Here is a 13,025-nt window from a genome sequence, read left to right on the forward strand (position 1 = left end):
GGCTTGGGCTTTGGCGTCGGAGCGGGGGTCGGAGCGGGCGTGGGCGCCGGAGTCGGCGCGGGCGCGGGTTTGGCGATCAGCTCGACGAGGTAGCTCTCCGACATCGGCCGGGTGCCGAGATTCGTCGCCGCCGCCCACAAAAGCGCGTGCACCGCGAGCGAAACGGCAATCGTGATGCCGACGGCGCGCGTTCGGCGGGGCGGGTTGATTTCAATGTACATGAACGAGGAAAGAGAAAAGAGAAAAGAGGAAAGAGACCGGAGGATCGAGGATTGAGGATTGAGGATTGAGAGTATCCAACCGAGCGTCTCCCGGAAGCCACGCGTTTCGATGCGTGATCATCGATCTTGTCTTCGCGACCATGACGCCGCCCGAATTTCGGGTGCGCTTGCGATGCCACTCAATCCTCAATCCTCGATCCTCAATCCTCGATCCTCAATCCTCGTTCGCCGGCTCGACGTTGATCGCGAACCGGCGCACGCCGTTGCGGCGCACGAGATCCACGATCTCGATGACGCGGCCGTGGAGCACGTTTTTGTCCGCGGAGATGATCGCCTGCAGGTCCGGCTCGTTGGGCAGGCGGCTTTCGATGTAGCTCACGATGTCCGGCATGGCGACCGGCTCGCCGTCCAGATGAAGCGTGCCGTCCGCGGTGATGACGACGGCGAAGTTGCGCGGCTCGGACGTCTCGCCCGTCGCGGCCTTGGGTAGCTCGACCTTGATCTGCGGCGCGACGATGAACGTCGCCGTCACCATGAAAATGATGAGCAGAACGAGCACGATGTCGACGAGCGGCGTGACGTTGATCGCCGTGATCGGCTCGTCCTCGCTGCCTTGCATCTGCGCCATCGGAATCCCTCAGGCCTGCGACGCCGGCCGCGTCAGGTGCGCGATTTTCGCCTTCGACGTGTCGCGGCTCGCGAACGCCAGCACGATGTTCGCCGCGGCGCGCGCGTCGTCCACGAAGTCGCGCTGCTTCGACTTGAAGTAGTTGAAAAACACCACCGCCGGAATCGCGACGAACAGCCCCACCGCCGTCGCGACGAGCGCCTCGGAGATGCCGGCCATCACCACATTCGGCCCCTGCGTCGCCGCGCGAGCCAGATCGTGAAACGCGCGGATGATGCCCATGACCGTGCCCAAAAGCCCGATGAACGGGGCGTTGTTGCCGATCGTCCCCAGAATGATGAGACGCCGGTCCAGGCGATTGCGTTCCAGTACGAGCCGGCTTTCCATAAGCTCGCGCAGCACGTCCGGCCCTTCGTGAAAATTCGCGAGCCCTTCACGCAACACGGCGGCCTTGATGCCCGGCTGGTTTTTCACGACGGCCAGCGCCTCGGCCGGCTTGTGCGCATCGAGTTGACGCACGAGTTGCGCTTTCAGCTCGTCGCTTTGCGAACGTTCGCGGCGGTAGTGCAAATACCGCTCGACCGCGATGGCGAACGACAACACCGAAAGGAAAAGCAACAGATATAAAATCGCGGTCGCGGACTGCGTCGATACCGAAAGCAAAAGCTGTTCGAGCCCGCCGGAAAACGCCGAATCGGCCACGGCAGCCGGCGCCGGCGTCGCCGCGATCTCGGCGATGGGCGACGCGGCGGGCGACGCGCCAATCGCAACGCCGAGCGTTTCCTCCGGCGTCAGCGCGGGCGCCTGCGTCGATAACGCAAGCCACAGGGTCGAAAGGTGCATACGGTTCGCTCCGGTGGGATCGTTGTTTTTCTGGGCGCGCCGCCGGCCCCCGCCGCGCGCCTATTCGCGGCGCTCGTTTGAAACATCGGGTCGGTGGTTTGTCAACCGGCGCCATTGGGGATTGGGAATGGAATCGCATTCGACGGTACACGGAGAGCACGGGGAAGACACGGAGGACACGGAGGAAACGAGGCAACAGGGCCGTGACGATCAGAGCCGCAACCGTCGGGGAGCGGGCACCGGGTGGCACGCCACCACATCGCGTGTACGCCGTGCCTCTTTCCTCTTTCCTGTTTCCTCTTTTCTCATTCCTCGCGCTACTTCCCGATGCAAAACCGCGCGAAAATGTGGTCCAGCACGTCGTCGGGTGTCGTTTCGCCGAGCAACTCGGAAAGCGCGCGCAACGCGTCGTCCAGTTCGAGCGCGACGATCGCCGGCGACGCGCCTCCCGCGGCGGCATCGCGCGCCGCCTCGGCCGATTGGCGGGCGCTTTCGATCTGGCGCGCGTGGCGCTCCCCGGCGACGAGCGCGGATTCCTCGCCGGTGGCCGGCGTGCCGAGCGCGGCTTCGGCCATCGCGGACGCGAGGTCCGCGATCCCCGCGCCGGTCTTGGCGCTGGTGGCGAGGAAGGAGGATTGAGGGCCCGGGAGCGCAGGCGTCTCGCCTGCTGCGATACCACCCGCTCCCTCACGGTCGCGGCTCTGACCGTCACGAGCCGATCGTCGCGGCTCTGACCGTCACGGAGCCGATCGTCGCGGCTCGAATCGTCGCGGGTGTGTTGCCTTTTTTCCTCCGTGTCCTCCGTGTCTTCCCCGTGCTCTCCGTGTACCGCCGAATGCGCTACCGATCCCCATTCGGCCAAATCGATTTTATTGCCCACGCGCACGACCGGCACGGGCGGGATTTGCGCCTCGAGCGCCGCGTCCTCGCCGGTGTATCCCTCGGACGCGTCGAAAACGAACACAACGACATCCGCCTCGGCGAGCCGCTCGCGCGTCATCGCCATGCCCGCCGTCTCGATCGCATCGGCTTCCCCGCGCAGGCCCGCCGTATCGACCAGGCGAAAGACCACGCCGTCGAGCACGGCCTCCGCCTCCACGGCATCCCGCGTGGTGCCCGGCGTTTCGGCGACGATCGCCCGTGCGCGACCGACAAGCGCGTTCAGAAGACTGCTCTTGCCCACGTTTGGCCGGCCCGCGATGACGGCCGTGGCGCCGTCGCGATAGATGCGCCCCTTGCGGTGCGTCGCGGCGAGGTCCGCCAGATCGCGGGCGACCTCCCCGGCCAGACGCGCGGGCGCCTCGCGGTCCAGGTCGCCGATGTCGGATTCCTCGAAATCGATCTCGGCTTCGATGAGCGCCTTGCCCTTGATGAGCCGCTCGCGGATTGTGCGCACGCGCCCGGAGAGCGCGCCGTTCATGCGAGATCGCGCCGCGCGCAGCGCCGCCTCCGAGCGGGCGTGGATCACATCGAGCACGGCCTCCGCCTCGGTGAGGTCGATGCGCCCGAGGACGACCGCGCGCCGCGTGAACTCGCCCGGTTCGGCCAGCCGCGCTCCGGCGTCGAGCACAAGACGCAGCACCGCGGCCGGCGCCGCGAGCCCGCCGTGCGTGTGCAGTTCGACGACATCTTCGCCCGTGTACGAATGCGGGCCCGGAAAACAGACGAGAAATCCGCTGTCGGCCGCGAGCCCGGCGGCATCGACGAAATCGCCAAGGATCATGCGGCGCGCCGGCCAGGTTGCGGCGTCCCCGGCGCGCGGCCGGAAGACGCGGCGGGCGATATCAAACGAGGCAGGTCCGGAGACGCGCAGCACGGCGACGCCCGCCATGCCCGGCGCGGTCGCGATGGCGGCGATGGTGTCGTTGTCGATCGCGATGGCGGCAATGGTGTCGTTTTCGGCGGGGTTATTCAAATTCGTCGGCATGGCAAATGGGTTGCGGCGTTGTCACCCTGAGCGAAGCGAAGGGTCTCGCCCCGTGCCGGCACGAACGGAGGTTCTTCGCTTCGCTCAGAATGACGAGGGCCGGAATGACAAGGGCCGGAATGACAAGAGCCGCTTCCCGGCTGTTTCGCCTCGCGCCTCAATCGTGCGGGCCGAACGGGCGGTAGCGGTCCGCGACCGGGCCGGTGAAGCGCGCGAAGTTCTTGCGAAACAGCTCGGCCAACTCGGCGGCCTTGCGGTCGTAGGCCGAAATATCCGGCCAGGTGCTACGCGCGTCGAGCAATTCGTTGGGTACGCCGGGGATCTCGAGCGGAACGGCGAGTCCGAAGACCGCGTCGCGCTCCACCTTCGCGCCGGTAAGCGCGCCGCCGACGATCGCCGAGACGATCGCGCGCGTATGGCGAAGCGAGATGCGCTTGCCGACACCGTACGGGCCGCCGGTCCAGCCGGTGTTGACGAGCCAGCACGCGGTCTTGTGCTTCTCGACGTACTGCTCAAGCAACCCGGCGTAGCGCGTCGGCGGCCACACCATGAACGGCGCGCCGAAACACGTGGAAAACGTCGCGGACGGTTCGTTGCCAAGCCCCTTTTCCGTACCCGCGACCTTGGCCGTGTAACCGGAAAGGAAGTGGTACATCGCCTCGTTCGTATCGAGTCGCGCGATCGGCGGCAGGACGCCGAAGGCGTCGCACGTCAGCATGATAAGGCTCTTCGGATGCGGATACACGCCGCCGGGCCGCGCGTTGGGGATGTGCGTCAGCGGGTAAGAACCCCGCGTGTTTTCGGTCAGCGAATCGTCGTCCAGGTCGAGCCGCCGCGTTTCGGGATCCATCACCACGTTTTCGAGGATCGTGCCGAAGCGCTGCGTCGTGGCAAAGATTTCCGGTTCGCCCTCGGCGGACAGGCGGATAACCTTCGCGTAGCACCCGTTTTCGAAATTGAAGATGCCGTCGGGCGCCCAGCCGTGCTCGTCGTCGCCGATCAGCACGCGTTTCGGATCCGCCGACAGCGTCGTCTTGCCCGTGCCCGACAGGCCGAAAAACAGCGCCGACGTGCCATCCGCTCCGAGGTTCGCCGAGCAATGCATCGGCATGACGTCCTCGTCGGGCAAAAGGAAGTTGAGCAGCGTGAAGACGCTCTTTTTGATCTCGCCGGCGTAGCTTGTTCCGCCGATGAGCACCATGCGCCTCGCGAAGTTCAGGATGACGAAGGTGCCCGAATTCGTGCCGTCGGTCGCGGGATCGGCCGTGAAGCCGGGCGCGCAAAGGATGGTGTAGTCCGGAGAAAATTCGCCGTCTTCTTCGTCCCACGGCAAAAACATGTTGCGCGCGAAAAGGCTATGCCACGCGAATTCCGTGACGACGCGGATGCCGCGGCGGTGCCTCGGGTGCGCACCGGCGGCGCGCTCCTGCACAAAGACCTCGCGCGCGGAAAGCCAGGCGATCATGCGCTCGCGCAGGCGATCGAATTTTTCCGCGGCGATCGACCGGTTGACGTCTCCCCAGTCGATGCGGTCACGCGTCGTCGATTCGTCCACGATGAACCGGTCCCGGGGCGCTCGCCCCGTGTGAGAGCCGGTCACGGTGACCAGCGGCCCTTCGTGGGCGATCCGCCCCTCGCTCCGGCGGATCGCGTGCTCGTAAAGCTCCGCGGAGGTCGGATTGATGTGGGCCGGGCCGGTCAGACCAAGAGAAACCAGTTCGCGGCGGGACACGCAGGGCTCCTTGGGGCGCATTCGCAAGGGAATGAAAATGGCGCGGCGCGCCGAGGCGAAATTAGCACAGCGGTTCGGCATGGAAAAGTTCCGCCGTCAATCGGCTCACTTTTCCGCGGCCAGGAGAATGACGCGCGCGTCAAAATCGATTATAGGTATCAGCCTGCGTTTTTAATGTATCGAAGGATCGGAGGGACCCATGATGAGCAGAAAGTACGCCGCGATTCTGTTTTGCCTGGTGGGTGTTCTTGCCGCTGCGCCCGCCTGGTCGCAAACGACGATTTTCGAGGAGGACTTCAATTCCGGATTCCCGTCCGGCTGGGTCGTCGTCAACAACGGCGCGGGCGGCGCCGAGGTCTGGTTTCTGAACACCGGGAGTCCGCCCTCTTACATCGACCAGTCCTTTTTCGCGAGCGACTTCATGCAGGTCGACAAGGCGATCGGTTCGCTCACGGTCGTCGATACCGAACTGGTCTCCATGACGATCGACACGACGGACTTCTTCGACGTCGAGCTCGTTTTCGACATGATCTTCGACCCGTTTTTGGTCACCGGCGCGCCGACCGGCGTCGTGATCATCGATGATATCGTCACCGCCGATACCGAGACGCTGGTGACGTTCAGCGCCTCCTATGCCGAGAACGAGCCCCTGGTGCTCGGTACGCCCGAATGGGCGGACGACAACCCCAACATCCAGATCACCTGGTACTTCACGTCGCTGACGAACGACGACCTGCTCTCGTTCTGGGGGATCGACAACGTGGTTGTGCAGGGCAACACGACGACCACAACCACCACAACGACAACGACAACGACCACCACAACCACAACGACGACGACGACGACCACGACCACGACGACAACCACAACCACATCCACCACCACGTCGACGACGACAACGACCACGACGACAACAACGACGCAGCCGACGACAACAACGACGCTCGGCACCACGACCACGTCAACGTTGACGACCACCTCAACGGGCGGCACGACCACGTCAACGGGCGGCACGACAACTTCGACCGGCGGTTCGACGACAACGACGGGAGCTTCGACCACGACGACCACCGGCGGCGGCACCACGACGACAACCGGCGGCGGCGATGATGACGACATGGACGACGACACCGCGGACGATGACACGGGTGACGATGACACGGGTTCTGATGACGATGCCTTCGATGACGACGACACGGGTTCCGATGACGATGCCTTCGAAGACGACGACATGAACGATGACGATTCGGACGACGACGCATCCGACGACGACGCTTTTGGCGACGACGACGATACGGCCGCCGACGACGATACGGCCGCCGACGACGGGCCGCGCGGCGGCGACGATGACGACGACAACGGCGGCAACTGCTGCGGATGCTGACGTTTCCGGTTACGGAAACGATTGGGGAGCCTTGGGTGTGACCATTCGATTTTATGCGGCGGCGGCGATCCTCATCGCCGCCGCCTTCGTTGCATCCGTCTCGTGCGGTGATGACGACGATGACGATGATCCCGCCGAAGGCGGGGACGATGACGCGTCGGGCGGCGACGACGACACCGGCGACGACGGCGCGGGTTCGGGCGATCTTGACTTCGTGATCGACGGCGGCGCCGAGTTGCGCGGCGAAATCACGTCAAAAGATGGCTGGCGGCTCGTGTGGGATCACGTCTACGTTCATCTGACCGATGTCGTGGCGTGGCGCGCGGATATCGCCAAGCACGCCGGCGAGACGCACGACGGCGACGCGGGCGAGGCCGGCGACGAACACGTGTCGCCTCCGGTCAACGATTTTTACGTCGAACTGACCAAGGCCGCGGAGCCGTCGGTGTTCATCACGGCCGGCGGCGTTCCCGCCGGCCGGTACGGCATGATCGAGTTCAACCTTTCGCCGGACACCCCAAAACACGGGGATGATGACGTTTTCGGCAACGCCTTCACGATCCTCGTGGACGCGGACAAGGACGAGGAACACCTTTTCCTGACCGTTACCGTTCGCGACGCGTACGAATTTTTGGACTGCGGCCCGAACCCGGACGTCGCGCCGGTGACGCCGGAATCCGCCGGGCAGGCGGTCGTCGGCATTGACGCCTCGCCGATCTTCGGCAATGTCAACCTCGCCGGCGACGACCCGCTCAATGAGGCGTCGATCGGCTTTCAGCCCTTCGCCGACGCGGCGACGACCGAAGTGCTTGTCGTGAAGCATCATGATCTGCACGATACGCTCGGCGACGATCTCGCCGAACGGTTTCTCGATTCGCTCGCGCTCGCCGGCCGCACCGGCGCCGCGCGATGCACGGGTGTACGCCATGCTCCGACGAATTGACGCGACGAGGGGGGACGACGAACGGCCGCGAATCGGCCGCGCCGCGGTGTTTGCATTCGCCGCGGTGCTTGTTTTCGGTTTTGCGGACCGCGCGACGGCGGCCGGCAAATTCGCGACCGCCGTTTTTCACTTCAACGTGCAGTACGTCGCGGGTGGGCTCGATGGCTTCTTGCCGCTCGACCTGCACGAGATCTTCCCCGGCTGGGAGCTTGATCACGACGAGATCGAGGACGAAATCATCCTCGAAAGCTTCGAACCCGTGCTCGATCTTTATCTGCGCCACCCGGGTTGGGGCGTGGACCTGGAGATGCAGGCGTATTTCCTGGACGTCCTCGCCGAACGCCACCCGATCGTGCTGAACAAGCTGCGCGCGCTCGCGGAGCGGGGCCAGGCCTCGGTGGTCAGCTTCCATTACTCCGACCAGCTCTTCATCGGTTACCCGGCGCCCGCGTGGGAAGCCTCCGCCGATCTCACCCGCGAAACCTTCGAAAAACACGGCATCCCGCTTTCGACCACCGTGTTCTGTCAGGAGGGGCAGGCTGGGACCGGCATGGCCGAGCGCATGCTGGAATATGGTTACGAAACGCTCGTCTGGCCGAAGAATCTCTGGATCTACCAGCACGGCGAGTTCGACGCGCATCCCTACTACGACCTCGACGGCATCGACGTCGTGGTCGGCGCCAAGGGTGTCAACTACAACGCCGGCGAATTGCGCCTTGAGTGGACCTTCCTTGGCGACGGCGAGCTGCTCGCGACCTGCGATCTCGATCCATACTTCCCACCGATCTTCAATCACTATCCGAAATGCGTGGAGGAGTACGAGACAACGCTCGAAAATCTCGAGGCCGACGGCTGGGACATCGCCACGGTGAAGGAATACGTCGACGCGGCCAGGGATCTCGGCATCCAGCCCGAAACGCCACCCGATCTTTTCGACGGCACGTGGCAGCCGTCATCCACCAACGGCGTGTGGCGATGGCTCGGCGGCGCGGGGCTTTGGCGCGCGCACGAGCGCGACAACCACGTGCGCACGCTCTGCGAGATCGCCTACCGCGAGCTGCGCGCGGCTCAAACCGCCGCCGGCGCCGCCGGACTCGACGCCGACGATGAGATCCGCGAGCTGTGGCGCCTGTTGTCGCTGGCGATGGTCACGGACGGCACCGGCATCAACCCCTACCAGGGCGAGGTCGGTTACGCCATCAGCCGCGCCGCCGAGGTCGCCCGCCGCGCTCGAAGGCTGATCGTGCGTGCCAAGGACGCGCTCGGGTACGACCCCGACGATCTCGTCTCCATCAACACGGTCAACGAAACCGTCATGGCGGAGGATCTCGTGCCGCCCGATCCCCCGGTCGAGCCCGCCGGGCCGTTCGATGTCGAGATCACCTCGCAGCAGCGCGAGGCGACAGGCGAATGGCGCCTCATCGCGTTCGGCGATCCGAAAATCTGGCGTTTCGACGTGCACGCCGCGGACAACGACGGGCGCTCGCTTCGCGTCATCTTCCCCGGCGACGCGGATGAGGTGATCTTCACGCCCGCACTTACCGACGAGGAACCGGTCGTTTATGAGCGAAGCCAGTTCGTGTACGAGGACTGGCCGATGGCGCTCGCCAACGGGCTCATCAACCTGTCCGACGGCGTGTTCCTGGTGAAGGACATGGCGCTCGTGCACATCGCCGCGTTCGTCAAACCCGATTCGGGCAACGTGCGTTTCCGCGATGACACGTTGACCCCGAACTCCGCGTTCACATGGCGATTCTACGTCATCGAGGGCGAGCTCGATCAGGCGCTCGCCTTCGCCAACGCGCTCAACGTGAACCCCACGCTTTTCCGATGAGGACTTCGATGCGCGACCGCTCCCTCCCTTGGTTTTTTTTCGCGCTGATCGTCTCGATGCTCGCCTCCGCGGGCTGTGGCGGATGTGGATGCGGTGACGATGACGATGACGGCGCCGGCACACCGGACGACGACACGCTCGATGACGACGCCACCGACGACGACGCGGATGACGACGACGACACCGCCGAGGACGACGATTCCGACGACGACGCGGGAAATGACGACGACACCGACATCCCGCCGGCGCGGACCTTCGATCTGAACGTCGCGCTGGAATATCGCAACACGGCGCGGCTCATCATGGAACAGACGGGCGACCGCCTGTACGGCACGTTCGTCGCCGGGGAAGGGCTCGGTAACGATTACGTCGCCGACGGCGTCGTCTTGCAGGGGCACGGCGAGGTCCTGCGTTTCCCGGAGGCGAACTTTGAGATCCACACCCTCGATTTCACCGGCCCGGCGAATCCCGCGAGCGGGTGCGGCAACGGACCACTCTCCTATGCCCTCACGCTGACCGGTCAGGTCGGCGCCGCGGAGCGCCAGGGCGGCCTGTCGGTCTTCTGCGAAGCCGATTCGACGGCGATCCGGCGAATCCTGCGCCTGAAAACACTCTTCCCGCCCGCGGCGCCGTAAAGGCGACTTTTCGCGCGTCGCTACGGTTCAGATCCCTCTCCGTCAGAACCGCAAACGAAGGTCCCGCGCCGTCAGAGCCGCAAACGAAGGTCCCGCGCCGAGCGGGGCCGAAGTGCGCGGTCGAGCCCGCCCCGGCAATATTCGTCATGCCGGACCGGCGTTCGGCGCTCCCGCTCAACGCGACCGCTTGACGCGCACCGCCCCGCGCGAAAATGATGTCCATCCAAACCTGAGGGGGTACGACATGACCGAACAGGAAAAAGACGCCGCCGCCGCCGGCCCGGCGAAAGACCCGGAGCTGCGCAAGCGCATTCGCGAAACCGCCGCCCTGCACGAGGCCGCGAAAAAGGCCGGGGACGAAAAGCGCGCGAAGATCCTTCAGCGCCGCGTCCACAAGATGAAGCGCGTGACGCGCGCGTGGACCAAGGCCAAAAAACAGGCCGCGGCCCGGACAAAGAGCAGCTCCTAGCCGCCCGCCGGCCGCCGGCCCGCGGATTCCCATCGATCGTCGCGAGAGTGGCGGAACCTGGCAGACGCGCTGGACTTAGGATCCAGTACCGCAAGGTGTAGGGGTTCGAATCCCCTCTCTCGCATTTTTTTCGCGGAAAATGATGCGCCGCGCCCGCGCCGACGATCGCCGGCCGGAAAAAAAACCCTAAGGGTTGCGCGGGTATTCGCCGATTTTCTTCCATCGCCCCCCTTGAATCCCGAGGCAATCTCGTGTTTCATGGGCGTTCAGCAAAAAAACAGGCTCCGCATTCGCAGAAAACAATTCGCCGCCCCGGGCCGGCCGTGGGCGCCCTAGCGGCCATGCGCCGCGACCGCTGAGGAGAATCGATTGACGCAGACCGGGACCAGCATCGGAGCAAAGCGCAGGGGCGCGCGAAAGCGCGACCGGGCGACCGCTCCCGATTTCGACGAATTCGTCAAACTTCTTGCATCGCGCCTGCGTTGGATCAAAGAAGGCGCGATCGTGCGCTTTCTGGCCGGCGACGAGGCCGCCGCGCGCCTGATCGCGCGCCTGACCGCCGCCGGCCTGATCGGCGACACCGAGCCTGACGGCTCGGCCGCCGCGCGTTTGCGCACGCTTCTGGAAAAGGGCGCCGTCGACGCGGATCCGTTTGTGGATTTTCTCCGCAAGGCCGACGGGTTTCCGCTTTCGCATCCGCAAAAGGGCACGTTCGCCGAATACCTGATGGAGCGAAAGCTGCTGTCGTACGACGACCTGACGCGCCTTTTGCGCGTCGAGTCCGAGGAGGGCCGGCGCCTCGAGGCCATCGTTGCGGCGGAGAATATCCTGCCCGCCGCCCGCATTTATTCCGAGCTCGGCCGATTTCTGGGCATCCCGTTCGTCGAAATGATCCAGTTTGAGCTTGAGGTGCGCGACCTGCGGGCCGTGCCCGACGCAATCGAGGACCAATACGACCTCATGGCGGCCCGCGCCGAGCGCAAGATCCTTTGGGTCGTTTCGCCGCGCCCGATACCGGAGCCGGTCCTCGACCGGCTTACAGACCTGGTGGGGCGGAAGGTCTATCAACAACTCTGCCCGCCCGGAGAATTCGAGCACCGCCGGGAGGTCTACCGAAAACGCAAGGAGGAGGCGATGCAAACACCCGTGGACACGCGCCCGGCGCCGGCCCACGGCCTGCGCCTGGATCGTCCGATCAATTTCGCGGCGACATCCACCGTGGACCTCGTCGCGGAGCTCGTCCAACGCGCCGTCGCCTCGCGCGCGACCGACATCCACATCGAGCCCCGGCGCGAGGGGATGAACATCCGCTACCGCGTGGACGGATTCCTCTACGAGGTCGGGCGCGTCGATCATGCCATCGGCCGCGAGATCGTCTCGCGCATCAAGATCCTCGCCGACATGGACATCACCGAGCGCCGCCTGCCTCAGGACGGCCATTTCCGCTTTTCCGCCCGCGCGGCGGAGTACGACATGCGCATCTCCACGGTGCCGACGAACTTCGGCGAGCGCATGGAGATCCGCCTGGCCGAGGGCGGGCGCGTCTTCACGACCATCGAGGACCTGGGGATCTCGCCCGAGGAGGTCAAGCTCATCCACGGCTTCATCGCCAAGCCGCACGGCATCGTGCTGGCGACCGGCCCGGTCGGAAGCGGCAAGACCACCACGCTTTATTCGTGCATTTCGAAGATCGACAAGAACAAGGTCAACGTGATGACGATCGAGGATCCGATCGAATACATCATCGCGGGCGCCAACCAGATCGAGGTCAACTACCGCGTCAATTTCGATTTCGTCCACGGCCTGCGCGCGATATTGCGCCAAGACCCGAACGTCATCCTGGTCGGCGAAATCCGCGACGAGGAAACCGCGCGCATCGCCATCCGCGCGGGCATGACCGGCATGCTGGTGTTCTCCACGCTGCACGCCAATGACGCGGTCGGCTCGGTCACCACGCTTGCGAACTTCCAGATCAACCGCTTCCTCATCGCGAACGCGCTGGTCGGTTCGATTGCGCAGCGCCTCGTGCGCATGATCTGCCCGGACTGCCGCAAGGAAGAGAAAATCGACGAGGCGACGCGCGAGATGCTCGGGCTCTCGGAATCCGAGGCCAAGTCGTTCACCGCGTCGCGCGGCGCGGGCTGCGAGGCCTGCCTGCACACCGGCTACCGCGGGCGCACGGGCATCTTCGAGATCTTCGGCGTCACGCCGGAGCTTCGCAGCCTTGTCATGTCCGGCGCCTCCGAGGAAGCCTTGCGCAAGCAGGCGCTGCAGCAGGGGATGAGAACCCTGCGCGATTCGGGCCTCGCCAAGGTCCGCGAGGGCGTCACCACGATCGAGGAGTTTATCCGGGTGCTCGGATAAGAATCGCTTTCAACCGAAGAGGAGTACACGCCCATGGCCGATGAC

General features: G+C 65.1%; 11 protein-coding genes, 1 tRNA gene and 1 pseudogene. 7 read left to right on the forward strand and 6 right to left on the reverse strand.

Annotated features, from left to right (window positions below):
- From K8I61_01630 to pckA, 6 genes and pseudogenes are all read right to left on the reverse strand, one after another.
- Nucleotides 1-221, reverse strand: a 221-nt coding sequence (locus K8I61_01630) for a YncE family protein (protein ID MBZ0270709.1), incomplete at its 3' end; no start/stop codon positions are given.
- 214 nt (nt 222-435) lie between these two features.
- Nucleotides 436-849 (reverse strand): biopolymer transporter ExbD, encoded by a 414-nt coding sequence (locus K8I61_01635; GenBank protein ID MBZ0270710.1) that lies wholly within the window; start codon nt 847-849, stop codon nt 436-438.
- A 9-nt stretch (nt 850-858) separates the two neighbouring features.
- The gene (locus tag K8I61_01640) at nt 859-1,692 is read right to left on the reverse strand and encodes a MotA/TolQ/ExbB proton channel family protein (protein MBZ0270711.1); all 834 of its coding nucleotides are present in this window, start codon (nt 1,690-1,692) and stop codon (nt 859-861) included.
- Between the two features lie 317 nt (nt 1,693-2,009).
- Nucleotides 2,010-2,366 carry a hypothetical protein gene (locus K8I61_01645; GenBank protein MBZ0270712.1) on the reverse strand — a complete coding sequence of 119 codons (357 nt, stop codon included), beginning with the start codon at nt 2,364-2,366 and terminating at the stop codon, nt 2,010-2,012.
- Nucleotides 2,367-2,488: 122 nt separating this feature from the next.
- Nucleotides 2,489-3,619 (reverse strand): annotated as a pseudogene (mnmE, locus tag K8I61_01650) (tRNA uridine-5-carboxymethylaminomethyl(34) synthesis GTPase MnmE).
- A 157-nt stretch (nt 3,620-3,776) separates the two neighbouring features.
- On the reverse strand, nt 3,777-5,372 hold the full coding sequence (pckA, locus tag K8I61_01655) for a phosphoenolpyruvate carboxykinase (ATP) (protein ID MBZ0270713.1): 1,596 nt from the start codon (nt 5,370-5,372) through the stop codon (nt 3,777-3,779).
- A 178-nt stretch (nt 5,373-5,550) separates the two neighbouring features.
- Between pckA and K8I61_01660 the strand changes: the two genes are divergently transcribed.
- The 7 genes from K8I61_01660 (at nt 5,551) to K8I61_01690 (ending at nt 12,980) form a co-directional block, all read left to right on the forward strand.
- Complete coding sequence (locus K8I61_01660) at nt 5,551-6,735, forward strand: hypothetical protein (GenBank protein MBZ0270714.1); 1,185 nt, start codon at nt 5,551-5,553, stop codon at nt 6,733-6,735.
- A gap of 37 nt (nt 6,736-6,772) precedes the next feature.
- A complete protein-coding gene (locus tag K8I61_01665; GenBank protein MBZ0270715.1) occupies nt 6,773-7,678 on the forward strand; it encodes a hypothetical protein in 906 nt (301 codons plus the stop codon).
- Nucleotides 7,662-9,512, forward strand: a complete 1,851-nt coding sequence (locus K8I61_01670) for a hypothetical protein (GenBank protein MBZ0270716.1) — start codon at nt 7,662-7,664, stop codon at nt 9,510-9,512. Before K8I61_01665 ends, K8I61_01670 begins: the two co-directional genes overlap by 17 nt.
- 8 nt (nt 9,513-9,520) lie before the next feature.
- Nucleotides 9,521-10,147 (forward strand): hypothetical protein, encoded by a 627-nt coding sequence (locus K8I61_01675; GenBank protein MBZ0270717.1) that lies wholly within the window; start codon nt 9,521-9,523, stop codon nt 10,145-10,147.
- 244 nt (nt 10,148-10,391) lie between these two features.
- Entirely contained in the window at nt 10,392-10,616 is a 225-nt protein-coding gene (locus K8I61_01680; protein ID MBZ0270718.1) for a hypothetical protein, read from the forward strand.
- Between the two features lie 41 nt (nt 10,617-10,657).
- A tRNA-Leu gene (locus K8I61_01685) sits at nt 10,658-10,740 on the forward strand.
- A 245-nt stretch (nt 10,741-10,985) separates the two neighbouring features.
- On the forward strand, nt 10,986-12,980 hold the full coding sequence (locus K8I61_01690) for a GspE/PulE family protein (GenBank protein MBZ0270719.1): 1,995 nt from the start codon (nt 10,986-10,988) through the stop codon (nt 12,978-12,980).
- Nucleotides 12,981-13,025 lie beyond the last annotated feature (45 nt).

The sequence above is a fragment of the bacterium genome, assembly GCA_019912885.1.
In the GTDB taxonomy this organism is placed as follows: Bacteria; Lernaellota; Lernaellaia; order JACKCT01; family JACKCT01; genus JAIOHV01.